General features: G+C 65.5%; 30 protein-coding genes. All 30 read left to right on the top strand.

Annotation, left to right across the window (positions count from 1 at the left end):
- Nucleotides 1–48 precede the first annotated feature (48 nt).
- The gene (locus AC6CR5_RS08470; protein WP_498085509.1) at nt 49–723 is read left to right on the top strand and encodes a hypothetical protein; all 675 of its coding nucleotides are present in this window, start codon (nt 49–51) and stop codon (nt 721–723) included.
- A gap of 66 nt (nt 724–789) precedes the next feature.
- Nucleotides 790–1,386 carry a DUF8467 domain-containing protein gene (locus tag AC6CR5_RS08465; protein WP_498085508.1) on the top strand — a complete coding sequence of 199 codons (597 nt, stop codon included), beginning with the start codon at nt 790–792 and terminating at the stop codon, nt 1,384–1,386.
- 292 nt (nt 1,387–1,678) lie between these two features.
- Entirely contained in the window at nt 1,679–2,311 is a 633-nt protein-coding gene (locus AC6CR5_RS08460; RefSeq protein WP_026382965.1) for a putative 2OG-Fe(II) oxygenase, read from the top strand.
- 164 nt (nt 2,312–2,475) lie between these two features.
- Entirely contained in the window at nt 2,476–3,483 is a 1,008-nt protein-coding gene (locus AC6CR5_RS08455) for a hypothetical protein (protein ID WP_026382964.1), read from the top strand.
- On the top strand, nt 3,473–3,739 hold the full coding sequence (gene fliQ / locus AC6CR5_RS08450; protein WP_054507301.1) for a flagellar biosynthesis protein FliQ: 267 nt from the start codon (nt 3,473–3,475) through the stop codon (nt 3,737–3,739). The genes AC6CR5_RS08455 and fliQ overlap by 11 nt, the downstream gene beginning before the upstream one ends.
- A gap of 7 nt (nt 3,740–3,746) precedes the next feature.
- Nucleotides 3,747–4,511, top strand: coding sequence for a flagellar biosynthetic protein FliR (locus tag AC6CR5_RS08445; protein WP_498085507.1), 765 nt, complete (start codon nt 3,747–3,749; stop codon nt 4,509–4,511).
- Nucleotides 4,511–5,590, top strand: a complete 1,080-nt coding sequence (locus AC6CR5_RS08440) for an EscU/YscU/HrcU family type III secretion system export apparatus switch protein (RefSeq protein WP_498085506.1) — start codon at nt 4,511–4,513, stop codon at nt 5,588–5,590. Before AC6CR5_RS08445 ends, AC6CR5_RS08440 begins: the two co-directional genes overlap by 1 nt.
- Nucleotides 5,539–7,665: a flagellar biosynthesis protein FlhA gene (locus AC6CR5_RS08435; RefSeq protein WP_498085505.1), complete on the top strand. Its 2,127-nt coding sequence runs from the start codon at nt 5,539–5,541 to the stop codon at nt 7,663–7,665. Before AC6CR5_RS08440 ends, AC6CR5_RS08435 begins: the two co-directional genes overlap by 52 nt.
- A gap of 36 nt (nt 7,666–7,701) precedes the next feature.
- Nucleotides 7,702–8,430 carry a flagellar hook-basal body protein gene (locus tag AC6CR5_RS08430; RefSeq protein WP_498085504.1) on the top strand — a complete coding sequence of 243 codons (729 nt, stop codon included), beginning with the start codon at nt 7,702–7,704 and terminating at the stop codon, nt 8,428–8,430.
- Nucleotides 8,431–8,441: 11 nt separating this feature from the next.
- On the top strand, nt 8,442–9,224 hold the full coding sequence (gene flgG, locus AC6CR5_RS08425; RefSeq protein WP_026382958.1) for a flagellar basal-body rod protein FlgG: 783 nt from the start codon (nt 8,442–8,444) through the stop codon (nt 9,222–9,224).
- An 8-nt stretch (nt 9,225–9,232) separates the two neighbouring features.
- Complete coding sequence (gene flgA, locus AC6CR5_RS08420) at nt 9,233–10,195, top strand: flagellar basal body P-ring formation chaperone FlgA (protein WP_026382957.1); 963 nt, start codon at nt 9,233–9,235, stop codon at nt 10,193–10,195.
- Entirely contained in the window at nt 10,192–10,797 is a 606-nt protein-coding gene (locus AC6CR5_RS08415; RefSeq protein ID WP_498085503.1) for a flagellar basal body L-ring protein FlgH, read from the top strand. The genes flgA and AC6CR5_RS08415 overlap by 4 nt, the downstream gene beginning before the upstream one ends.
- A gap of 23 nt (nt 10,798–10,820) precedes the next feature.
- Nucleotides 10,821–11,936, top strand: a complete 1,116-nt coding sequence (locus AC6CR5_RS08410) for a flagellar basal body P-ring protein FlgI (RefSeq protein ID WP_240683414.1) — start codon at nt 10,821–10,823, stop codon at nt 11,934–11,936.
- A gap of 21 nt (nt 11,937–11,957) precedes the next feature.
- Nucleotides 11,958–12,335, top strand: a complete 378-nt coding sequence (gene flgB, locus AC6CR5_RS08405; RefSeq protein WP_498085502.1) for a flagellar basal body rod protein FlgB — start codon at nt 11,958–11,960, stop codon at nt 12,333–12,335.
- A 2-nt stretch (nt 12,336–12,337) separates the two neighbouring features.
- Nucleotides 12,338–12,775 (top strand): flagellar basal body rod protein FlgC, encoded by a 438-nt coding sequence (flgC, locus tag AC6CR5_RS08400; RefSeq protein WP_026382953.1) that lies wholly within the window; start codon nt 12,338–12,340, stop codon nt 12,773–12,775.
- Nucleotides 12,772–13,068 (top strand): flagellar hook-basal body complex protein FliE, encoded by a 297-nt coding sequence (gene fliE, locus AC6CR5_RS08395; RefSeq protein WP_498085501.1) that lies wholly within the window; start codon nt 12,772–12,774, stop codon nt 13,066–13,068. Before flgC ends, fliE begins: the two co-directional genes overlap by 4 nt.
- Before the next feature lie 17 nt (nt 13,069–13,085).
- Entirely contained in the window at nt 13,086–14,513 is a 1,428-nt protein-coding gene (gene fliF, locus AC6CR5_RS08390; protein ID WP_498085500.1) for a flagellar basal-body MS-ring/collar protein FliF, read from the top strand.
- Nucleotides 14,513–15,034, top strand: a complete 522-nt coding sequence (locus AC6CR5_RS08385) for a hypothetical protein (RefSeq protein ID WP_498085499.1) — start codon at nt 14,513–14,515, stop codon at nt 15,032–15,034. Before fliF ends, AC6CR5_RS08385 begins: the two co-directional genes overlap by 1 nt.
- Nucleotides 15,031–15,813: a FliH/SctL family protein gene (locus AC6CR5_RS08380; protein WP_498085498.1), complete on the top strand. Its 783-nt coding sequence runs from the start codon at nt 15,031–15,033 to the stop codon at nt 15,811–15,813. The genes AC6CR5_RS08385 and AC6CR5_RS08380 overlap by 4 nt, the downstream gene beginning before the upstream one ends.
- Entirely contained in the window at nt 15,810–17,147 is a 1,338-nt protein-coding gene (locus AC6CR5_RS08375; RefSeq protein ID WP_269877206.1) for a FliI/YscN family ATPase, read from the top strand. Before AC6CR5_RS08380 ends, AC6CR5_RS08375 begins: the two co-directional genes overlap by 4 nt.
- Entirely contained in the window at nt 17,144–17,608 is a 465-nt protein-coding gene (locus tag AC6CR5_RS08370; RefSeq protein WP_498085497.1) for a flagellar FliJ family protein, read from the top strand. Before AC6CR5_RS08375 ends, AC6CR5_RS08370 begins: the two co-directional genes overlap by 4 nt.
- Complete coding sequence (locus AC6CR5_RS08365; protein ID WP_498085496.1) at nt 17,595–18,275, top strand: hypothetical protein; 681 nt, start codon at nt 17,595–17,597, stop codon at nt 18,273–18,275. The genes AC6CR5_RS08370 and AC6CR5_RS08365 overlap by 14 nt, the downstream gene beginning before the upstream one ends.
- 5 nt (nt 18,276–18,280) lie before the next feature.
- Nucleotides 18,281–18,670 (top strand): flagellar hook assembly protein FlgD, encoded by a 390-nt coding sequence (locus AC6CR5_RS08360; protein ID WP_025136186.1) that lies wholly within the window; start codon nt 18,281–18,283, stop codon nt 18,668–18,670.
- 11 nt (nt 18,671–18,681) lie between these two features.
- Nucleotides 18,682–19,881 carry a flagellar hook protein FlgE gene (locus tag AC6CR5_RS08355; protein WP_498085495.1) on the top strand — a complete coding sequence of 400 codons (1,200 nt, stop codon included), beginning with the start codon at nt 18,682–18,684 and terminating at the stop codon, nt 19,879–19,881.
- Entirely contained in the window at nt 19,881–20,651 is a 771-nt protein-coding gene (locus tag AC6CR5_RS08350) for a FliM/FliN family flagellar motor switch protein (protein ID WP_498085494.1), read from the top strand. The genes AC6CR5_RS08355 and AC6CR5_RS08350 overlap by 1 nt, the downstream gene beginning before the upstream one ends.
- Before the next feature lie 75 nt (nt 20,652–20,726).
- A complete protein-coding gene (locus tag AC6CR5_RS08345) occupies nt 20,727–21,041 on the top strand; it encodes a FliM/FliN family flagellar motor switch protein (protein WP_051429071.1) in 315 nt (104 codons plus the stop codon).
- Nucleotides 21,038–21,364 carry a flagellar biosynthetic protein FliO gene (locus tag AC6CR5_RS08340; RefSeq protein WP_498085493.1) on the top strand — a complete coding sequence of 109 codons (327 nt, stop codon included), beginning with the start codon at nt 21,038–21,040 and terminating at the stop codon, nt 21,362–21,364. Before AC6CR5_RS08345 ends, AC6CR5_RS08340 begins: the two co-directional genes overlap by 4 nt.
- Complete coding sequence (fliP, locus tag AC6CR5_RS08335; protein ID WP_498085492.1) at nt 21,361–22,110, top strand: flagellar type III secretion system pore protein FliP; 750 nt, start codon at nt 21,361–21,363, stop codon at nt 22,108–22,110. Before AC6CR5_RS08340 ends, fliP begins: the two co-directional genes overlap by 4 nt.
- A gap of 11 nt (nt 22,111–22,121) precedes the next feature.
- Nucleotides 22,122–22,898 (top strand): sigma-70 family RNA polymerase sigma factor, encoded by a 777-nt coding sequence (locus tag AC6CR5_RS08330; RefSeq protein ID WP_051429070.1) that lies wholly within the window; start codon nt 22,122–22,124, stop codon nt 22,896–22,898.
- A gap of 60 nt (nt 22,899–22,958) precedes the next feature.
- Entirely contained in the window at nt 22,959–24,077 is a 1,119-nt protein-coding gene (locus tag AC6CR5_RS08325) for a hypothetical protein (RefSeq protein WP_498085491.1), read from the top strand.
- Nucleotide 24,078 lies beyond the last annotated feature (1 nt).

Here is a 24,078-nt window from a genome sequence, read left to right as displayed (position 1 = left end):
GATTTTGAGGACCGGCCGGGCCCGGATCGTCGACGCTTTGGAGATTTCATGCACATTCGTCCCCGTCTGACCGCTTCGATCGCCGCGCTGACGCTGGCGCTGCTGGCCGCGACGCCGGTCATCGCCGCCCCTGTCCAAGCCGAAGCCCCCGCGGGCGCGACCACCTGCGCCTTCAGCGCCTGGGCCAACTACGACAAGCCCTCGATCACCGTGCGCGACGCGCCGTCCGCCGGTGCCAAGGCCCTGGGCCAGATCCCCGCCAGGCCCGCCGCCGGCGAGCCGGAGTATTCCTACAGCGTCACCTTCGACGTGAAGGAAGCGAAGGACGGTTGGCTCAGGATCGCCAATGCCAGCGACGCCTACAACGAGGAGGAATATCCGGAGCGTGCGCCGCGCAAGGTCTACAAGGGCGAAGGCTGGATCCTCGCGGACGATGCACGGGTCGGCATTCAATCCGCGCGCGGCTATGCCAAGCCGGACGCCGCCAGCGAGCGCCTGGTGGACCTGGGCAGCGACTGGCTGACCGCCGTGGGAAAAGTTCAGGGCATTCGCGCCTGCCACGAGGACTGGGTGCTGTTGGACTATCTGGTTGACCGCAAACGCTCGCCGCAGGATGAAATCGTCGAGCGCGCCAAAGGCGAGCGACTGGCGGGGCGGGCGTGGTTTCGGGGGCTATGCGACGTGCAGGAGACCAGCTGCGATATGAAGTCGGTGGATCGGTAAGGGCTGGATTCATGCCAGTGATCCTGGCGTGGGCGCATGTATTGCGGAACCGGAACAGGGCGACCCGTGGCTGACTCCAAGATGATTCAACAGTGCTTATTCATGACTTCAGTGGATGAGGCTGAATTCGCTGGCGCGCTCATGAAAGCCCGTCCCTCTATCCGGCTCATCAACATGCAGGAGCAGCCGGACGTCGAGCGGCCGGGATACAGGACTCGAATCGATGCGTGTGAAGGGGTTCATGTAACGATCGTGGATTCCTCCATCATCTCCGAAGCGGATTTTCAAAATCGCTATGTGAAACGTCATCCCTCGGGAAAGGGGTGGATCTACGCGCTGGTCGGGTCAGGGCTGGTCAGCCTTTTGAGGTCAAGAGCGGCGGACTTTCTTCCGGATTCCCTTCTCAACGGCGAGCTGCGGGCATCAATTCCGGCGGGTGACGAGAATACCGAGGCATTCGTGGCGATCGTGCTGCGCGAGGCAAAGGCGCGCGCGGAGAAGTTGGTAACCATCGACGCGGCGACCGGTCAGCGCGGAACCAGGGTCGACCGGAAATTCATTGCATGGCCAGATGCGGCGCGCAGATTCGATGGCGTGAACGGGGCATACCTGGCCAATGGCGCGCACGCATTGTTTGTTCCGAAGAGCGCCAGTGCCGCGTAGTGCCCGTTTGCGATGCTGTTGCACGATTATCGAACGCGCCAAGGGCATGCAAGCGGCGGGCGCGAGTGGTTCGGCGCGCTTTGCAGGGTGAGGCAGACGAACTGCGGCATGAAGTTGGTCGATCAGTAGGTTTTCGCAAGTCAGGCGAGAGCGCCGGCGCCACCGCGGCGCTTTTTTTTCGTGGCCGAAGAAAATATTTGATTTCCACCCCTAAACTGACTTTAGACCGGGGGGATAACTTAGGAATGTAGCGGCGCGAAAGGCGCGCCGCGTGTGCTTGCCTGGTTTATCCATGTCCCGCGAAATCCAATGGTTGTGGCCCACTCCGATCATGCATTACAACCTGCGCGAAAGCGGTCGGGTGGATGCTGGGCTGCATGACGCTCTACAGGCGTTTTCGGAGCGCAACCAGGGCCGTCTATTGAACGACGAGAGGCGCTCGGCCACGCTGGAAACACTTTATACCCGTTACGACACGGGCATATTCAAGCGCACGCGCAATCCTCAACTCAAGGCCATCCGCCAGCTGATTCTGGAGGAATGCGACGACTATGCGGCGCAGGTCTACGGCGACCAGGTGCGGCAGGCCCGGCGCGACCATACCATGTGGTTCGTGGTGCAGCGGTCTGGGCAGGCCAAGGATGCAGTTCATGCGCATTATCACGAAGGTTCGGATCTGGCCTTTGTCTATTACCTGACCATGCCCAAGGATGGCAGCGGCCAGTTGGTGCTGATGGACCCGCGCGGCACGGTCGGCAGGGGCGGCTTCGTGGTGCCCCGCCACGCGTTGGTAAATATCATCCAGCCCTGTGAAGGCGACCTGATCCTGTTTCCGCGTTACCTCATGCACTACACCACCCCCAATACCGACAATGTAACAAGGCGGGTGATAGCCGGTAGCGTCAAGTACGAAAGACCGCAGTAAACAAGGCTGAACGCAAAGTTCCGTCAGGATCTTTGCGTTCTTTGGCAGTTACAACATATATGTTCTGACAATATGAGTTTCGTCTTGACATGCGTCTGACGCGCCGTCAAGCCTCCAAGAATTCGCGCTGATACGCCGCAGTCGCCGTTTGCTCCGGGTTTTACATGTACTTCTTGTTCCGTCCCATCAAGCATCTGCATCCCATTCGTGAATGGGCGCTTGCACATGGCGCGGACGCGTCGCTGGATCCCTTGACGTTCGAGCTGACGTTGCGGTGCGGCGGGCGCACGGTCGTGTTGTACCCGCGCTTTGTTCGCCAGCACGAGGGCCGCACGATGTATCAGCGACCGTTCGCCGGGGACGGCGATTTCATCGGCTGGATGCCGTATCCGGTGAAGTCGTGGGGGCTGTCCACGGACAAGATGCTATTCAAGGACTACGCCCTGGCCAATGGGCTGCGGGTCACGGCATTTTGGACGGAAGGTCCCGAGCTCGTGCCGGACTATATCGTCAAACCAGCTATCAGCTCGTTCGGCGTGGGCATTCGCGGGCCGTTCGGCCCGCTTGCTCCGCCCCTGGGCGGCCTGATGCTGGAACCGGGCGAGTTCTGCGAACAATTCATCCGCGGTCGTAGCGCGAAGGCGTGGTTCTGGAACGGCGAACCGGCGGCGCTTGAGGTGTTGACGCCGCCCCAGATCGTCGGCGACGGCCGGCGCACACTGCGCGAAATTGCCACGCAGCCGCGTGGCAATTTCGACCTGGTGATGGACCTGGACGCATCCGTGCAGATCCTGGCATGGCAGGGCTATCAACTGGATTCCGTGGTGCCTGAAGGCGTGGAAGTGATGCTCGACTTCCGCTACCTCACCCCGCATGACCGGGTCACGCTCAAGAATCGCGACGTCTGGGATGCGGTGTCGACAGAGATTGCCACGCAGTTCTGTTACGCCGGCCCCTTGCTGCATCGTGGCATCGATGAGTCGCTGCGACAGAATTCCGTGTTCACGCTGGATGCGGTGATAGACGCCGACGATCGCGTGTGGCTGCTGGAAATGAACAGCCACCCCATGATCCATCCCAATGTGTACCCGTTGATGCTGGCATCGGTCTTCGCGGACGAGCCTGTGGCCGCGGAGCCTGCGCTGGAAATCGGGAGCATGCATGCGGCCTGATCTTGCGATTCAGCTGATGAGCGACCTGTTCTGGACGGGGTTGATGATCTGCGCACCCGTGTTGTTGCTGACGCTGGCGGTGGGCGTGACCATCAGCATCCTGCAGGTGGTCACCCAGGTTCAGGAAATGTCCCTGACCTTCATTCCCAAGATCGTGGCGGCGGTGGTCGCCATGGTGATCTTCGGGCCGTGGATGTTGCGCACGTTGATGCAATATGCGACCACGCTGTTGCGGGACGTGCCGGGACTTCGCTGAGGGCGTCATGCTAGCCATTGATATTCCTGTCCTGGCGACAGCCGCCCTCGTGTCGATCCGTATCGCGACGATGCTGGCGTTCACGCCTGTCTTTACGCAATTTCCGGTTCCGGCGACTGCCCGTGTGCTGCTGGTGGCCATGCTGTCCATGACGCTGGCGGCAGCCCTGCCGAGGACCGGACCGCCGGTGTCGACCGACCTGGGCGGCTTCGTTCAGGCCGCCGCGCTGGAATTCTCGTTCGGATTGCTGCTGGCCTGCGGCATCTTCTGCGCCTTCTCCGCGATTGCCTTTGCCGGGCGCGTGCTGGACATCCAGATCGGATTTGGCATTGGTCAGGTGTTTGACCCGGTCAGCCGCGCGCAGGTGCCGATCATAACGTCGGTGTTCCTGTACACCGGCGTCATCGTGTTCTTTCTGCTCGATGGCCATCATGCGGTGCTTCGCGGGCTGGCCTACACATTGACGGTTGTTCCGGTGGGCGGATTCTCGCCGCCTGATGTGAATGTGCGCGTATTGATCGCGGCCTGGGGCAATGTCTACGGGCTGGGGTTCATGCTGATCGCTCCTGTCGCGGCCCTGTTGCTATTGGTTGAGCTGGGGCTGGGCATTCTGGCGCGAGGCTTGCCGCAGATGAATGTCTTTGTGATCGCGCTACCAATCAAAATCCTGGTGGGCCTCGCGGCGTTGGCGACCTGGGCACGTTTCATGCCGTCAGGCCTGTCGCGTGTCTTCGGCCTGACGTCGGATGTCTGGAACGGAGCGGTGCGCTGATGCAGGAATTCGACAAGAGCGAAGCCGCCACGCCCTTCAAGCTGCAGCAGGCCCGCGATCGCGGATCGGTGGCGCGCAGCCCGGACCTGACTGGTGCCATCGCCATGTTGGCCGCGGCCGCCACGATGTATGCGTGGGGTTGGGAGGCCGTGCAGGCGCTGGCCGCGCTGGCGCGCGCAGCCCTCATCCATGGCTTGGGCATGCACGTGTCCACGGCTTCCGTGGTGTCGTTGATCGGCCGTGTCGGAGCCGATGCGTTGCACGTCATCGCCCCTTTTGCGCTGACGGTGGCGGGAGCGGCGCTCATCGCCAACATCGCGCAGACGGGGCCTGTCTGGAGTGCGTTCCCGCTCAAGCCGGACCTGAACCGCATCAATCCCGCCAGCGGCCTGAAGCGGCTGTTCTCGTTGCGCACGGTGTATGACGCCGTCAAGAGCGTGCTCAAGGTGGCCGTGTTGGCGTGGGTGCTGTACCTGGTGCTTAAAGATCTGCGGGCGCTGTTCTACCTGCTGGGCGAGCGCACGCCTTTCGTGGCGTTGAGGCAATTGCTGGAAATGCTGACGTCAATGGCGTTGAAACTGGCGTTCGCCGCCTTGCTGCTGGCATTGCTGGATCTGGGCTACACGCGCTTCGAGTTCAGGCGCAAGATGCGCATGAGCAAGCGCGACGTGAAAGACGAAGTCAAGAATCGGGAAGGAGATCCCCGCGTGCGCTCGCGCCTGCGCGGCTTGCGCATCGAGATGCTGCAAAAAGCGGCGTCCGTGCGCCAGGTGGGTCAGGCCGATGTGCTGATCGTCAATCCCACCCATATCGCGGTGGCGCTGCAATACAAGCGTGGCGAAATGGCCGCGCCGGTGATGTTGGCCAAAGGCGCCGGTACGCTGGCCGCGCGCATGCGGGCCGAGGCTGCCCGTCGCGGTGTCACGGTGGTGCGCAGCCCCGCTCTGGCGCGCGCGCTGTACTTCCAGGGCGACCTGGGCCAGTCGATCCCCGCCGGGCTATATGCGGACGTGGCCCGCATCATGGTTTGGCTGATCGCCCGGCGCAATGCGCGCAGCATGCTGGCGGGGGCGGCATGAATCGACTGTCTCAATGGCTGGGGAGCAACCGGGATATTGTGATGGTCCTGGTGGTGATGGGCGTACTGATCGTCCTGTTCATGCCGATCCCTCCTGCCGCGCTGGATTTCCTGATCCTGGCCAATTTCAGCTTTGCCTTCCTGATCCTGCTGCTGACTTTCTACATGACGCGGCCGGTGGAGTTCTCAACCTTCCCGTCGCTGCTGTTGATTGCCACGCTGTTCCGCCTGTCGCTGAATGTGGCCGCCACGCGCCTGATCCTGTCGGAAGCGAACGCCGGCAGCGTGATTTCGGCGATCGGCGGCTACGTGGTGGGTGGCAATTATGTGATCGGGCTGATCGTTTTCCTGATCCTGATCGTGGTGCAGTTCGTGGTGGTGACAAATGGCGCGCAGCGTGTGTCCGAGGTGGCCGCGCGCTTCACGCTGGACAGCATGCCCGGCCAGCAGATGAGTATCGACGCGGATCTGAACATGGGTTTCATCACCCAGGAGCAGGCGCAGCAACGCCGCAAGACGCTGGAAAAGGAGGCGGCCTTCTACGGCGCCATGGACGGGGCGTCCAAGTTCGTCAAGGGTGATGCCATCGCCGGCATCCTGATCATGGCAATCAACATCATCGGCGGCCTGGTGATCGGGGTGATGCAATTGGGCATCCCTTGGAGCGAGGCGATCCGCATCTATACCCTGTTGACGATCGGCGATGGCATCGTGACACAGGTTCCCGCGTTGGTGATCGCGGTGGCCACCGGCATCATCGTCACGCGTTCGGCGTCGGACGGAAATTTCAGTCAGGAAGTGGCGCGCCAGATCACGCTGTTTCCAAAGACGTTGTTCCTGGTGTGCGCGGCGCTGTTTGCGTTGATGGCGTTGCCTGGCATTCCGGCGCTGCCGGCTTTCCTGTTGGGGATTGCGGTGCTGGGGTTGGGCTGGATGGCTCATCGAGCCGGGCGGGCGAGGCAGGTCGCGGACAGCTCCGCGCCGGATGTGCTGCCTGCCGTCGCGGCCGGCGGAGATCCTTACGATGCCTTGAAGGTCGAGGCCGTCGAGATCCAGGCTGGCGCGCATTTGCTGCCGTCGGTAATGGACCACAGCGGATTCGCGGACCGGATCGCCGCCTTCCGTAATCAGTACGTGCAGGAAATGGGCATGGTCATTCCCACGGTCAAGGTGCGCGCCAGCACCCGGTTGGGGCCGGACGACTACGAGATCGTGGTTTACGGCGTGCCGGCCGGCAAGGGGCAGGCGATGGCCGACCGCTGGCTGGCAATCCACCCCGCGGGCGTGACCAAGACGGTGCGGGGCATCGAGACGCGTGATCCGACCTATGGCTTGCCGGCCGTGTGGATCGAGGAATCCGAAAAGGCCAATGCCCAGCAGGGACGTTATACGCTGATCGACGGGCTGACGGTGTTGATGACGCACCTGACCGAAGTGCTGCGACGCGAATCCGCCAATCTGTTGACCCGAGCAGAGACGGATCGCTTGCTCGAGCGCGTGCGCTTGGCGCAACCCGGTCTGGTGGAAGAGTTGACGCCCGCAATCCTGTCCATGACTGAAGTGCAAAAAGTGCTGCAGGCCCTGGTGCGCGAGAAGGTCAGCATCCGCAACCTGGAGGCGATTCTGGAAGTGTTGGCGGATGCTGGCCGCAGCCAGCGGGATCCGGGAGCGCTGGCCGAACAGGTGCGTCAGCGGCTGGGGCAGGCGATCTGCCGTTCGTTGTCGGGTGAAACCAGCACATTGCACGTCATCACGCTGGACCCGCTGACCGAAACGCATATCGGCAATTCCCTGCGTCATACGGCCGAAAACGGCGGCCGCCTGGCGATCGAGCCGCGCGTGGCGGACCAACTGATCGGCAGCCTGGTGCAGCAGGCGGAAGCCATGATGAAGGCCAATCTGTTGCCGGTCCTGCTGTGCTCGCCGGACCTGCGGCGCCATCTGCGCCTGTTGACAGAACGAGTGCTGCCGCATCTGCGGGTGCTATCCATGGCCGAGATTCCCGGCAGCATCGACCTGAAAGCGTTTTCGGCGGTTTCCGTTGCCGCGTTGCAGGAGGCCGCGAACCGTGCTTGAGCGGCGTCGGGGCGACCGGACCAGAAGGAGTGAACCATGGAAATAATGAATCTGATCGGGCAAGGCATGGCTGTGGATCAGGACCGCCTGAAGGCGATCGCCTTGAACCTGGCCAATGCGCGCACGCCAGCCTACAAGCGTGAACTGGTGAGCGGCGTGGCGTTCGAGGCTCGGATGGACGCGTTGGAACGACGCAGCCAAGTGGCCGACGCGCCGCCGCCGACGGCAACGTATTCCGACATGAGGCCCGGCGGGGTGCGATACACAGGCCGTCCCCTGGACCTGGCGCTCACGGGCGAGTCTGCCTTTCTTGAACTGTCCCGCGATGGCAAGACGCTATATGGGCGGCAAGGTTCACTGCATGTGGATAGCCAGGGCCGCCTGGCGACGGCGGGCGGCGATCTGGTCATGGGGCAGGGCGGCGAGATTCGCTTGACTTCGACCGCGCCGCGGGTCGATCCGATGGGCAACGTCTACGACCAGGGCCGATTCGTCGACAAGCTGAGCCTGGCCTCGTTCACCGACCCGCAGGGCCTGACACGCCTGGGCGGTGGCGTCTACGGGGCGCCCCAAGGCCGCGCCCAGCCCGCGCGGGAAGGCGACTCGTCGGTGCTGCAAGGCTATCTGGAAGGATCGAACGTGGATCCGTCGCGGGAGATGGTCGGCATGATCGACGTCATGCGCCACTTTGAAAGCCTGCAAAAAAGCGCCCAGTTCATCGACGAGATGACCGGCCGCGCCGTCCAGAAACTGGGCGAATTCTAAGGAGAACACGAATGATTGATTCGCTGTATATCGGCGCCACGGGCATGCATGCACAGCAGACCGGTGTTGACGTCGTGGCCCAGAACCTGGCCAACATGAACACCACTGGCTACAAGAAATCGTATGTCGTGTTCGAAGACCTGATGACGCGGGCCGCCGCGGGCGGCCAACCCGCTGGCGTGCTCGGGGCAGACCCGGCCTCCAATATGGGGCTGGGCGTGGCGATCGCCCGCAATGCCAAGTCGTTTACGACCGGCGAGATCAAGCAGACCGGCAGACCCCTGGACCTGGCCATTCGTGGGGAAGGGTTGCTGGAAGTCAGCATGCCGGACGGTAGCGTGGCCTATACCCGCGGCGGCACCTTGAAGATCGATCAGGACGGAATGCTGTCGACCCTGGCTGGTTTGCCCTTGAAGGCCTCGATTTCGGTGCCCGCCGACACCGAGAAGCTGACCATCGCGCCGGATGGCCGTGTCACGGCGTGGCGTAACGGCGGCCGGGATGCGGATGAATTGGGCAAGCTCGAGCTGGCGCGCTTTAACGCGCCGGAAGACCTGAATTCGCTGGGCGACGGCCTGTACCAGGCCACGGAGCGTTCCGGTGAACCCGTGCAGGGGCGGCCTGGCGAAGATGGCCTGGGATTGTACGCGCAGGGTTTCCTGGAATCCTCCAACGTGCAACTGAACGAGGAAATCGTCAATCTGATGGTGGCGCAACGCGCCTACGAGGCCAACGCCAAAGTGGTCCAGGCGTCGGATGACATGTTGGGCCTGGTCAACAATCTGCGACGTTAGGCGACAACGTGCGCAAGCTGACCTTCCTGTTGATTCTGTGGTCATGCGTGGCCGCGGCGGCGCCGCAAGACAGCGATGCGGTGCTGTTTCTGCGCGCGCAGGTGCGGGTACCGACGGCGGCGCTGACGCTGGGCGACGTGGCGCGCATCGAGGCGCCAGCCGAAAGGTTGCCGGCGCTGGCAGGCCTGGCTATCGGCGTTGTGCCGCCCGCCGGCGCAACGCGTGAGATCGGCCGGGAGGAACTGCAGCGCTGGATCGATACCGCCGAGCAAGACCTGGGGCAGGTGCGATGGCGCGGCAATAACACGGTGCGGGTCTCGCGCAAGACGGCCCCGCTGGATGCCGCGGCCGTGCTCAAGGTGGCCGAGGATGCGGCGCGCCTCGCGCTGCAGGCACGTTTTGACGAATTTTCGGTGCAGGCGGCCGGCAATCCTTTGCCGGACGTCGTCTCCGCGGGCCCGTTCGAATTTCGGGCTCGTCCGGTGGCTGCGGACGAGGCCTTGGCTTCGCGCCTGGTGGTATGGGTCGAACTGTGGCGCAAGGGCCAGTTGTACCGGGCGGTGCCGGTGGCGTTGATCGTACGGGCCATGGCGCCAGTGCTCCGGGTGAATGCCGCGTTGCCGGCGGGCGCGTCAGTGTCGATGGCGGACGTGACCATCGAGCAACGCGACGTGGCGGCGCTGGCCGCGGCGTACTGGCCCGCGGATGAGCCCCTGGGCGCGGTACGTACCCGTCAGGCCGTGGCCGCCGGGACCGTCTTGTTGCGATCGCAGCTGGACGCGCTGCCGGATGTCGAACGCGGCGACCTGGTGGCGCTGCGCGTGCGCGCCGGCTCGGTCACGATCGAGACGTCGGCGCAGGCGATGCAGGACGGCTGGATCAACCGCACATTGCGTGTGCTGCCGGCCAATGCCACGGACACGATACAGGCGCGCGTGATACGCGGCGGGCTGGTGGAGGTAGTGCAATGAAGTTCAACCCTGTGTTGGCGCGGGCGATGACCCCGCGAGCCGTGGGGCTGGCGCTGGTCCTGGCATTGGTCACGGCGGGCGCGCGGGCGGAAAGTCTGTACGACCCCGCGCTGTATCGGTCCCTGGGTACGGACCGCAAGGCCGCGCGGATCGGCGACGTGCTGACCATCCAGGTAGTCGAGACATCATCGGCGACCAGTTCGGCGGACACCTCGACGGGCCGAAAATCCAGCATCGACGCGGAATTCCGCTTATCGCGCCGGCCGACGACCGCGGGCGGGCTGGAGGTGGACAGCGATTTCGAGGGAGGCGGCAAGACGCAGCGCTCAGGCCGGTTGCTCGCGCAGATGTCCGTGAATGTGGTGGACATCGCGCCCAACGGCGATCTGTACGTCAAGGGCGACCAGTTGCTGACCGTTAATGACGAGCAACAGAAGATCCATGTCAAGGGCAGGGTGCGGCCGCAGGACATTTCGCCGGGCAACGTGGTGCTGTCCACCCGTCTGGCGCAAGCCGAAATCATATACATGGGCGAAGGCGAGCTCGCGGGTCGGCAGCGCCCCGCCTGGTGGAACCGCTTTCTCAATTGGCTGGGTTTCTGATGCGCGCGTGGATCGTGGTTCTGATGATGGCAGGGATGTTGGCGGCGTCGCAGGGCGCGCTGGCGGCGCGCGCGACCGATACCGAGGTCGTGCGCATCAAGGACCTGGGCAAGCTCAAGGGGTGGCGCGAGAATTCGCTGGTGGGCTACGGCATCGTGGCCGGCCTGGCCGGCACGGGAGATTCTCCCTCCAACAAGACCACGCGCCAGGCAATGGCGAACGTGTATTCACAGTTCGACCTGACCGTGGCGCCTGACCAGGTGCAAAGCCGTAACGTTGCCGTGGTGATGGTCAGCGCCATGTTGCCGCCATTCGCGCGGCCGGGCGACGCCATCGACGTGGTGGTGACGTCGGCAGGCGATGCCCGCAGCCTGGTGGGCGGCAATCTGCTGGTGACGGCCCTGAAGGCGCCGAACGGCAAGGTCTATGCGCTGGCGCAGGGTTCGTTGTCGGTCGGGGGCTACCGCTACGACATGAACGGCAACGTGGTACAGAAGAACCACCCGACGACGGGATCCATCCCCGGCGGGGCGATGGTGGAAGTCGGCGTGAACGCCCAGATGCTGACGGACGACGGCACGATGACCTTTCTGCTGGCCAACCCTGATTACACAACGGCGGGACGGGTGGCGGCCGAGATCAATCGGTCCCTGGGACGGCCGCTGGCCAAGGCGCGCGACGCCGCGGGCGTGGATATCCGGGTGCCTGAATTCGAACGTGACGATCTGGTCGCGTTCGTGTCGCGCATCGAAGCGCTGTCGATCACGCCCGACCAGCGGGCCAAGGTGATTCTGGACGAACGCACGGGCACAGTGGTATCCGGGGGCAACGTGCGGCTCTCCAAGGTGGCCATTTCCCACGGCGACCTGCGTATTTCCATCGTGACCGACAACCAGGTATCGCAACCGATCTTTGTACGCCAGGGCGACGGCGGCGGTATTCGCACTGAGGTTGTCTCCAACTCAAGCATCGACGTGCGCGATGGCGAGGCCAGCGCTTTCGTCATGTCCGAAGGCAGCACCGTTGCCGACCTGGTCCAGGCGCTGACCAAGATCCGGACCAGTACGCGCGACATCATTTCCATCCTGCGCGCTATCAAGACGGCCGGCGCGCTGCATGCGGATCTCATCATCCAGTAAACCCAATGAGCCTATCACGCCATGATTGATCCCGTTACGCTCGCCGCCCTGGGCGCTGCCCTGGATGCCGCCAGCCTGCGCCAGCAGGCCGGCGCGGCCAATATCGCCAACATCAATACCGCGGGCTATTCGCCGACGCGGGTGAAGTTCGAAGAGCTGATGCCTTCGGCCGCCGCCGCGCTGGAGCGCAACGGAAGAATTGCCCGGCAGGACCTGGTCGCGCCGCGCCTGGCGGTCGAGAGCCGGACACAGAACGTTCCCTACGGCGCCAATGGCGTGGCCATCGACCAGGAAGTCGCGGGCCTGGCGCGCAACGCCTTGCACTACCAGGCGCTGGTCAAGACGCTGAACGGCCAGTACGCCCTGGTCGAGTCGGCCCTGACCGACGGGAGGCGTTGAGCATGGATTACCAGAGCGCATTCGCCATTAGTGCCGCCGGCATGAGCGCCGAGAAACTGCGGGCGGACGTGGCCGCCCTGAATCTGGCCAACGCCAATACACCGCTGTCGGCCAAGGGCGCGGGATTTCAACCGCTGCGGGTGATGTCGTCGGCGCGCGCGACGGCTGCCGTCCGTGGTTTCGGCGCCATGGTCGAACAAGGCTTATCTGTGGACCAGGCCCTGAGCGTGGCGCCGTACCGGGCGCCAGCCCGGCGCGTCTACGAGCCCGGGCATCCCCAGGCGGACAAGGACGGCTATGTGTCCTATCCGGGCGTGGATACGCTGACCGAGATGATGGCCCTGATGGTGGCCAGCCGCGCCTACGAGGCCGATGTCGCGGCCTTCAATGCCGCCAAGTCCATGGCGATGAAGGCGCTGGAGATCGGAGGACGCCAATGAGCGTCGCCGCGATCGATGCGCTGCAATCCGCCGCGGTCCAGGCTCAGGCGTCCAGCGCGGTGCAGCCCGTGGCGGCGCAGTTCGACGCCTTGGTTCACGCCGGCCTGTCAGGCGTGAACCGCGCATTGCTGCAAACCGAGACCGACGCCCAACGGCTGGCCGTGGGCGATGTACAGAACCTGCACCAAGTCATGATCCATATGGAAGAGGCCAAGGCCAGCTTCCAGTTGTTCCTGCAAGTGCGCAACCGTCTGTTGGACGCATATCAGGAAGTCATGCGCATGCAGATTTGAACCGGGGTTGACCTGAAATGTCTTTATCGGAGTTTTGGACGCGTCTGGACCGGCGCAACCGCAACACCCTGATCGCGGGTGCCGTGGTCATCGTGGTGGCGGTGACGGCCGCGGGGTGGATGCTGACTCGCGCCAATTACCAGGTGCTGTTTTCCGGCATGAAGCCGCAAGACGCTTCGGCGATGCTGAGCGAGCTGGACAAGCAGAAGATTCCTTATCGGCTGGAAGCGGATGGCACCGCCATTCTTGTGCCCCAGGAGGTGGTCCACAAGACCCGTATCCGCCTGCTGGGGCAGGACCTCCCGCTGCATGGGGCGGTGGGGTTCGAGCTCTTCAACAATGCCGATTTCGGCATGACGGAGTTCGCCCAGCGCATCAATTATCAGCGCGCGCTGCAAGGCGAAATCACACGCACGATCCTGTCGCTGGCCAATGTGGAATCGGCGCGGGTGTTGATCGCGATGCCGGAGCAGGGGCTGTTCCACCGTGGCGCGGGCGTGCCCACGGCATCCATCGCGGTGGCATTGCGGGACGGCCGCAGCCTGTCGCCCGAACAGGTGCTGGGCATTCAGCGGCTGGTGTCGGCGTCGATTCCGGATATCGAATCGCGCAACGTCACGATCGTCAACCAGAACGGCGTGGCGCTGACGGCCGGGGCGGGCGAAGCGGACGGCGCCGCGTCCGTCGACGCGCGTCTGGCGCTGAAGCGATCCACGGAGGAATACCTGTCCCGCAAGGTGACCGGCATGCTGGACCAGACCTTTGGCAGCGGTGCGGTGGTGGCGACGGTGGACGTGCTGTTGAACATGGACCGCATCCGGATAACCACCGAAGACGTACTGCCCTATTCAGCTCCCGGTAAGGGGCAGCCCACCGGCGTGGTGGTGCGCGAACGGCGGTCGAGCCGAGACGGCGAGCCAGGCTCCGGCGTCAATAATGGCCGCCGTGCCGGTGGTGGCACGGACAACGAAACCGACTATCAGGCCGGCCGCAAGGTGGAAGAGATCGTGTCGACACCCGGTGTCATCATGAAGATGGGCGTGACCGCCGTGGTGCGCGGGCCCATGGATGGCGTGGCGCTGGAGCGCCTGAAGACGCTGGTGGGCAACGCCGCCGGCGCACAGGCCGAGCGCGGCGACACGGTCATTGTCTATAGCACCGAACAGATGGCCGCGCGCAGTGCGGTGGTGGTTCAGGAAGCGGGCATGACCGTGGCCAAGGCGGCCGAGCCGCCGTCGTTGCGCACGGATTTCGAATGGACGCCGCGCCTGGCGATTGCGCTGCTGCTGGCGGCAGGCGGCCTGGGGCTGATCCTGCTGCTGTTGTTGAGCCGGCGACGGACCCAGGCGCCCAGGTTGTCGGCCGAACAGCGCGAGGCGCTGCTGCATCAGCTGCGTGGCTGGCTCGAACCGGGCAGGGCGCCAGCCGACGTGGAGAAGCCGTAATGGAGGGGCTGCGTCTTTGTGCCCTGGCTCTGCATGCCGTTGCCGGCTCCGATCGGGCCTGGCTGCTGGCGCGCCTGCCGGATGGCCCGCGCCGCCAGTTGACAGCGCTGGTGGAAGAGCTGCGCGGCACCGGAATCCCTGCTGATCCAGAGCTGGTGCGCCAGTTGGTGCGTGAAAGCGAGCTATTGGCGCGCAATCCGACGCCGCATTCGATAGGCGCCAGGCTATTGCGCGCCAGTGCGCCGGATGTCTGGAGCTTGTTGCGCAGCGAGCCGGACGCATTGGTCTGTCGCGTGGTCCGGCGTCACGAGTGGCCCTGGAAGGCGGAATTGCTGGAATTGTGTGGCCCTGTCCGCGCCAGGCGGATCGAAGCGCTGGCGATGCAACTGGCGCCTGCCGAGGCGCTCGAACAGGCCGTCATGGATGAACTGGAGCAGAGGCTGGGCACGCGCCCGTCGACAGCAGGCCGGTCGCGGCCGGCGCGGTGGCAATTCCTGCGGCGCGAAGGGAGATCGGCATGAAGACCGCCGCCATCCTGCGGCAGATGCCGGTCGCGCGATCTTCGCGCCTGTTGGGGCAACGGCCGGCATTGACGCCGCGTCCGTCGATGGCTGCCCCTGCGGCCGCCGCGCGGCCGGCTTCCGACGCCGCGGCCGCAAACGCGCCGTCCGCCGCGCCATCGGCCGCGGCGACGCACTTGGTCCCGGTGTTGACCGAGGCGGAAATCGAACAGCGTAGCCTGGCGTTGGCCCAACGCATGATGCAGGCCGAATCGGATCAACTGCGCAAGGCTGCCCGTGAAGAGGGCTTGCGCGCCGGCCGGGAAGAGGGGTTGCGCCAGGCGCAGACGCAGGTGGCCGAACAATTGACGGTCCAGCAGACCCGCTTCCAGGAAGTGGTGGATGCGCTGGTTCAGGCGCTGGCACGGGAGCGTCAGGCGACCGAGGACGCCGCGCTGGAGCTGGCCTTGGCGGCCCTGGCGCGCATATTGGGAGAAGCACCCGATGCGACGCGCGTCGCGGCATTGGTGCGGCAGGCCGGCGCGCAGTTGCGCGACCCTGCCCAGGTACGGGTCCGAATGGCACCGGCCGATATCGAACTGCTGAAGGAGACGGGCATCGATCCGGCCGCCCTCGCGCCCCAGGCGGCCGAGGTGCAATGGGTGGCGGATCCGGCGGTCCAGGGCGGGTGCGTGCTGCAGACGGCGACAGGCAATCTGGATGCGCGCCTGCACAAGCAGGTCGGGGCGTTGGCGGATGCCCTGTCGCATGCCTATCGCGCGCGGGGAGCGCAGCCATGAGCGCGGCGGTCTTGGCGCCCTACTTGAAGGCGATTGAGGGCGCGACGCTGTTTGCGCGCGACGGATCTGTGCGGCATGTCGCCGGCCTGGTGGTCACGTGCGCCGGGCCCGATGCCAGCCTGGGCGAATTGTGCCGGATCACGCCTCAGGGCGGGATCGCGGATATCCTGGCCGAGGTCGTCGGCGTGCGTCCCGACGGCGTCGTGCTGATGCCTTATGGGCGCCTGGACGGCGTGGCGGCGGGCTGCCGGGTCACGGTGGCGGGCAGTCTCGCCGGCGTCCCGGTGGGCCCGGCCTTGCTCGGGCGAGTGGTGAACGCGTTCTGCGAACCGCTGGATGGGGGGGCGCCGTTGGCATCCGAGACGCTGGCGCCGTTGAAGGCGGCGCCTGTCAACCCGCTGCATCGCAAGCCGATCGATGCGCCGTTGGAAACGGGAGTGCGGGTCATCGACGCCATGTTGCCGTTGGGACAAGGGCAGCGCATGGGCATCTTCGCCGGCAGCGGGGTTGGCAAAAGCACGCTGCTGGGCATGCTGGCCCGAGGCGTGCAGGCCGACGTCAACGTGATCGCCCTGATTGGCGAGCGCGGCCGCGAGGTACGGGATTTCATCGAGCGCCAGCTGGGGCCGGATGCGCTGGCGCGCTCGGTGGTGGTGGTGGCGACTTCGGATGAACCGGCCTTGATGCGCGCGCGCGCCACTTATACGGCCATGGCGGTGGCTGAATACTTCCGCGACCGGGGGCAGAACGTGTTCCTGACGATGGACTCGGTGACGCGCTACGCCATGGCGCGGCGCGAGATCGGCCTGGCCGCGGGCGAACCGCCGACCGCTCGGGGATACACGCCGTCGGTGTTCGCCGACATCCCCGAACTTTGCGAGCGTTGCGGTCGACTGGAAGGCGGCGGATCGATCAGCGCCATTTTCACGGTGTTGGTGGAGGGCGACGACTTCAATGAGCCGATTGCGGATAGCCTGCGAGCAACGCTGGACGGCCACATCGTGCTCACGCGCGATCTGGCCCACCGGGGGCACTATCCGGCCATCGACGTGTTGCGCAGCGTCAGCCGACTTGCGGGTGAGTTGGCGAGCAAGACGGAACGGGCGCTGATGGCCGAAGCGGCCGCCTGCCTGGCGCTGCTCGAGCGCAACCGCCAGATGGTCGATATCGGTGCCTATCAGCCCGGCTCCAATCCCACCCTGGACGAGGCGCTTGCACTGGCTCCCGCGCTGGATGGCTGGTTGCGCCAGGATACCGACGCGCCAGACACTCGCCAGGGGGCGTTCGAAGCGCTCGCGGCGATCCTTGCCGACGGGCAGCGGGAGGCGCCATGACGACCCAGACTCGCTTCAGGTATTCGCTCGCTGCGTTGGAATCCCTGTACATGCACCGATTGGATCAGGCTCGTCTGGCGCTGGCGCAAGCGCAGCGGCAACTGGATGCTCACCAGGACCTCCTGCATGGGCTGCGCCTGGCCATGGCGCGTCATCACACGGATTGGGTTGCGGCATCGGCCGTGGCCGGCGGTTTCGATCCGGCGCGCCATGAGGTGGTGCGTGCGGCCATGAGCGTGATGCAGGCGCGGTTGGATGCCGCCGACGCTCACGAGGCGGCCCTCATCAAAGCCGTTCAGGCATGCCGCGACCATGTGTTGCGCGCGCATCGGCGTAACGACACGCTGGACCGGCACAAGCGGGATGCCACCCGTGAGTTTCAGCTGCAATCCGCGCGTAGCGACCAGCGTCAGGCAGATGAGGCCTGGCCGTTGCAGGGAGGCAGGCATGACCGCATTTGACGCGTTGATGCCGAGCGGCGCCGGTGCGTCCGTCGCCGCAGCCGGCGCAGTCCGCCCAGGCGGTGGCTCGGGGGGGTGGCGCCAGGCGGTGGAACAGGCCCAGGCCCGCGCGTGGCTGCGTGACCGGACCCTCGCGGCCGGCCACGGAAGGGAGCAGCCCGGGTCGGGCTTGCCCGCATCGTCCGCGGCGCCCTTGGCCGGTCCGGCCATCCAGACAGCCGTGCCGTTCGCGGGTCCACGGAACGGCACGCTGGAGACACCCCGCATTCCGGGGACGGATGTGTCGCCGACGGTGGCTCCACGCCCGCCGATGAACGCGGCTCCGGCGGAAGCGGGGTTGCCGGTGCCTTGGACGGCTGTTGCGCCGCCTGCCACCGCGCCGGTCGATCCGCGGGGACCTGTCGCCTTTCCCGCCGCGGCGGCCGGGCAGGGTGAAGTCTTGCGCAGCGCCCGCGCGCGCAAACAGTCCATCCACGCGGAAAGCGGCGAGCAGGGCGTGTCCGTCTGGATTCGGGATGTATCGCTGAACAGCCGCGAGGCTCGTCACCTGGCCGCCGCGATTGCCGCGAGCCTGGGGTCTGGTCGGCGAGACATCGCGTCGCTTTATCTCAACGGCCGTCCGATGGTGGACGGTTCGCAATTGTCCTCACCCCAATCGTCGGAGTAAGCATCATGGCAATCGATTCGACCGCGGCGGCATCCGCCTCGACCCAACTGGGCATGCAGGACCTGCTCAAGGTGTTGCTGGCGCAACTGACCAACCAGAATCCGCTCAAGCCGATGGAGAACCAGGATTTCATCGGCCAGATCGCGCAGTTTTCGTCCCTGGAGCAAAGCCGTCAGACGTACGCCAAGCTCGACCAACTGGTGGGACTGCAATCCACGCTGCAATCGGTGGGCCTGATAGGCAAGACGGTCGATGTGCAGTCGGCCACGGGCAGCATCACCGGCGTGGTGACGGCGCTTAGCCTGGCGTCGGGCAGCCCCATGCTCAGCGTTCGCACCTCCAGTGGATCCATCGTCAATGACCTGAGCCTGGGCTCGGTGTCGGCCATTCGCTGAAGGGGAACGCCGTGCTCGATAGCATCTGGCTCAGTCTGGCGGGAATGAACGGATTCTCCAAGGGGCTGCGCACCATCAGCAATAACGTCGCCAATATGAACACGCCGGGTTTCAAGAAGTCCCAGCTGTTGTTCGAAGAGCAGTTCAATGCCAGCGTGCCGTACAGGCACGACCGGCAAGGGCTGGGCGCGGAGGGTAGCGGCGGCGGTGTCAACGCCTATGCCAGCCGCATCGATTTCTCGCCGGGCGAGGCCCGCCAGACCGGCGCCGGCCTCGACATGGCGTTGGACGGGGCCGGCTATTTCATGCTGCGCGCGCCAGACGGCGAGGTGCGTTACACCCGCGCGGCCCAGTTCGACTTTGGCGATGATGGCATTCTTCGCAACAAGAGCGACGGAGCGATCGTGCTGGGCACCGATCGCAAGGGCGAAGGGCCGCTCGGGCCGATCTCGCTGGCGGGCTTGACGACGTCGCCCGCCAACTCCACCTCGTCCATCCGGTTCACGGGCTACCTGTCGTCGACGGGCACCGACCACCAATTGGCGGCCGTCAAGATCTACGACCGTAGCGGCGCGGAACATTTGCTGAGAGTGTCTTTCTCCAACATGGGGGCCACCCAGCCGGGCGCCTGGAAAGTCACCGTGGAGGACGGGCCGAACAAGATCGGCGAAGGCACGCTGGTGTTCAAGGATGGCCGGCTGGATCCCGCCTCGGCCAAGATCGGCGTGACCTACGCGTTGCCCTCGCTGGCCACGCAGTCGATCACGCTGGATTTCAGCGAAGGCGTGACGTCGTTCGCGTCTGGCACCACCTCCACGTTGACGGTGTCCGGCCAGGACGGCTACACCGCGGGCACCGCGACTGGCGTGACGTTTGACGCCGCCGGCACGCTGTCAGTGGCGTACTCCAATGGTCAATCGGTGCAGGGGGCGCGAATCGCACTGGCGCGTTTCGCCTCGGACGACATGTTGTCGCCGCTGGGCGCCAGCCAATTCGTCCTGGCGGACGAACGTGGCCGCACGTTGGGCAATCCCCGCGACGCGGGCTTCGGGCGCTTGCAGACCGGCCGGGTCGAGGGATCCAACGTGGACCTGTCGCAGGAGTTCAGCGACCTGGTCGTCATGCAGCGCGGCTACCAGGCCGCATCGCAGACGATCTCCACCGCCAACGACCTGATCCAGTCGCTGTTCGACCTGAAAGGCAGGCGCTGATGGCGACCTGGACGATAGCGTGGTGGACGCAGGCCGAGCGCGACCGGGCGGCGAGCAATGTGCGACTGGCATTGTGCGATTGGGCGCGGCAGTGGGGCGCCGAAGAATCCGTGGTGGGGGTGGGCGACGGCGCGGTGTCTCCTGGGGAGGCGGCCGTCACGGGCTGGCTGCGCCTGACCGGCAGCGGCGACCAGGATGGCGTTTGGCTCACCCACCCCGATGCAGCGGCGCGTGTACTGAGTGGCGCCTTGTACGACGACGGGCGGGATCCGGACACCCTCACCCGCCATGGCGGGCCAGTCTCCCAGGCCGTGGCGCGTCAGGCGGCGCGTGCGCTGGCCGCATCGTTGCGCGCGCATTTCGACTGGGCAGCGGCCGAGGACGATGGGGCCAGCGCCTTGCCCGAGGGATTGTTGCGCGGGGGCATGGCGCTGTCGGTGGCGGTGGCGGGCGCGACGCTGATGCTGGTGTGTGGCGCAGGCGTGGCGCATGGCATCGCCGGCCGTCGGCCTGGCGCGTTGGAGGCGCCGCTGGTGCCGCTACCGCAGGTGATCGGCCGGCGTCCGGTCACCTTGACCGTCGCGCTGCGCCCGGTTCGGCTGGACATTGGCAGCCTTTGTTCGTTGGCGGCGGGTGATGTGATCGCCCTGGACCACAAGCTGGATGAACCAGTGGCGCTGCTGGCCGGTGACGCATCGCCAGTCGCTGACGCGAATCTGGCAAGAATCGGCCCGCAAAAGGCTATCAGGTTTGAACGGGCGGCGCCTTAGGCTCCGTCCGAAATATTAGAAAAACGCTTCAGGAGTACGGATTTGACTACGCAACACGGAGACATTGCCGGCGCAATGGCTCAACCCATCGATTTCCCGGAAGGGATGGACGCCCAGGCAGAGCAGCAGGCGCTGGCGATTCGCAATCTGAACCCTATTCATAGCGTCAAGGCGACGCTGTCCGTGCGGGTCGGTGAAGTGGAACTGACGGTGGGAGACCTGATCAACGCCAAGAGCGCGCAAGTGTTTGCGCTGAACCGGCGAGTCGATCAGCCGGTGGACCTGCTGCTGGAAGGCAGCGTGGTGGCGCGGGGCGAGCTGGTCGCGGTCGGCGACCAGTTTGGTATTCGCGTCATTGAGCTACCCCTGGATCTGCGTTCGCTCGCATGAGCGCCGGCACGCCCTTGGAGTGGGCGCGAGAAACCGCTCCAACGACGGGACTGCAGTCGTGGTCGTGGGCGCTGGCAATCGTGCTTGCGCTAGCCGCCTGCGGCATTGTGCTGTGGTGGCGCGCACGCGCCGGATCGCCGGCAGGACGCCGAGCCACCGGCCCGGCATTGCGGCGCCTGGGGGGCACGCGTCTGAGCCCGAAGGTGACGCTGGAGGTGGTCGAGTTCGGTGGCCAGCGTCTGCTGCTGGCGGTCAGCGACGCCGGCGCCCGCGAACTGGCGCGTGAGCCGGTGGCGGGCGTGGACACTGGGAGCGCACCATGAAAGCGCGTCATCTTGTCGCCGTCATGGCGGCGTTGCTGCCGCTCGCCAGTGACGCAAGCGCCTTGGCCGCCGGGCTGGCCCCTCCCGCGGGGGGGCTGGCTTCCACCACCGCCGCGCCGGAAACCGCCATGGCGTTGCGGGTAGCGATCGGTCTGACGGTGCTGAGCCTTCTGCCCGCCATGCTGGTGTGCATGACGGGGTTTCTGCGCATCATCATCGTGCTGTCGATGCTGCGTCACGCCTTTGGCATGCAGGAGACTCCCCCCAACGCCGCGCTGCTCGGCCTGTCCCTGTTCCTGACGCTGTTCGTGATGGCGCCCGTGGCGCAGGACGTGAACGAGCACGCGCTGCAGCCCTTCATGCAGGGCACGCTGTCGATCGAGGATGCCTACGCCCGTGGCGCCGAGCCCTTGCGCGCCTTCATGGTCAAGCAGACCCGCGAGGAAGACCTGGCGCTGATGCTGGAGCTGTCGGGCGCGACCAAGCCGAGAACACTGGAAGAAGTCAGCAATGTCCAACTGATTCCCGCTTTCATGCTGTCCGAGCTACGCGTGGCATTCCAGATCGGTTTTGTGATCTTCCTGCCGTTCCTGTTGATCGACCTGATCGTCTCCAGCGTCCTCATGGGGCTGGGCATGATGATGATGCCGCCCGTCACGGTTTCCCTGCCGATCAAGATCCTGCTGTTCGTGTTGATCGACGGCTGGGGGCTGGTATTGCGTTCGACCATCGGGTCATTCCATTGAGCGCCCTGGCTATGAGCACGAGCTCCTACGAATCCGACTGGCCGCTTGTACCCGAAGAGGACCGGTTGTGGCTCGCCTACCGCGAGGCCCCCTCCCAGACATTGCGCGACCGACTGGTGACGCGCTACCTGCCCTATGCCCGCGCCATCGCGGCCCGCATGTATTCACGGCGGGGCGGGCAGGACTTCGAGTTCGACGACTACCTGCAGTACGCATCGTTGGGCTTGATGGAATGCGTGGATCGGTACCAACCGGGGCTCGGCGCGTCCTTCAAGACGTATGCCACGACCCGTATGGCGGGCTCCATCTTGAACGGCCTGGAGAAACTGACCGAACGCCAGCAGCAATTGTCGATCCAACGCCGCCTGACCGCCAACGAAGACCGCCTCGCATCCTGGGCCGAAGAGGACGGCGAGGACGATGGCATGGAATCCACCGAGGCGCTGTTCCGCCGGCTTGCCGCCGTGGGGGTCGGTGTGGCGCTGGGAGTGTTGCTGGAAGGTTCCGGCTTGATCGAATGGCAGGCTGGACAGGCCGCCAGCGGCCTGGGGGCCTACGAACAGGTCGAACTCAAGCAATTACGCGAGCGTGTCCTGGCGCTGGTGACGGCCTTGCCCGAACGCGAGCGTCATATCGTCCGCGCTCACTATATGCAGGATGTCCCCTTCCAGGACATCGCGGCGGAACTGGGGCTGACCAAAGGCCGAATTTCCCAGTTGCACAAGCGGGCGCTTGAAATGCTGCGTAACGAGCTGGCCAAGTTCCGACAATCGGCGGCGGATTTCTGATCGCAGCGGATCGCGCTACGCTTAACCCTTGAATGAATTTCGCTATACAGGAACCTTGCCATGTCGAATTCCACGGAGCGCCTGGATCGCCTTGACGGCTACCTGCGGCAAGACCCGGACAACACCGCGCTGGCGGTCGAAGCGTTCGAGCTGGCCTTGAATCTGGGCCTGCACGAGCGGGCCGGGGCCTATCTGGACGCGGCCCAGGCCAGCGCGGGCGACGATCCCTACCTGGCTTATCGGCGTGCCGCCTGGTGGGCGGCGCAAGGCCGCTGGGACGAGGCGTTGGCATTGCAGCAGGACCTTTGCCGGCGCCATCCGGAGGATGCGGATCTGGCCGTTGCGCAGGCCAGCCTGTTGCATTATGCCGGCCGCCATGACGAGGCCGAGGCCGCCTGGTCGGCCCTGCAGGCGGCCGGCAGATTGCCTGACCACGCCTGGGCAAACCGTTTGCGCACGCTGCATTTCCTGGGGCGCCTGAAAGAAGGCCTGGCGCTGGCGGGAATGCGGGCCGACCTGTTGCACGCGCAGCCCGAGGCTGCGGGTGTGCTGAGCCTGATGGCGGTGGACGCTGGCGATTTCGCCGCCGCCAGGCACTGGTCCGAGCTGGCGCTCACTGCCGCTCCCCCCTCTCTTGAGGCGCTGACCGCGCGGGGCGCCTTGGCCCTGGCGGCCAAGGACGCGCCAGGCGCGCTGGCAGCGCTGGCGCCGGTCGTAGAGGGGCGGCCCAATGAAGGCAGGGCCTGGTCGTCAATGGGCATCGCGCATCTGCTGCTGCAGGACGCCAGCGCGGCCCAAGCCGCATTCCTGCGGGCCACGGCCCTGATGCCCGGTCATATCGGCAGCTGGCATGGGCTGGGCTGGGCGCGGCTGCTGGGCCGCGATGCGGGGGGCGCGGCCATTGCCTTCCAGCGGGCCCTCGAGCTGGACCGGAACTTCGGCGAAAGCCATGGCGCGGTGGCGATCGGCCAGGCTTTGGCCGGTCAGCGCGACCAGGCCGAACACCACATTGAACTGGCCCTGCGCCTGGACCCGGCATCCCTGTCGGCCCGCTTCGCTCAGGCTGTGCTGAGCGGCGCCTTGCACGATCCTGATGAATTCAAGGCGCTGGCCTTGCGGGCGCTACGCGGCGTCGAGGCGCCAGACGGCCGGTCCCTGGCCGACTGGATCCGCCAGTGAA

The sequence above is a fragment of the Achromobacter sp. EG18 genome (assembly GCF_059759395.1).
The sequence above is the reverse complement of the archived record's forward strand: the minus strand, read 5'-3'. Positions and strand labels throughout refer to the sequence as shown.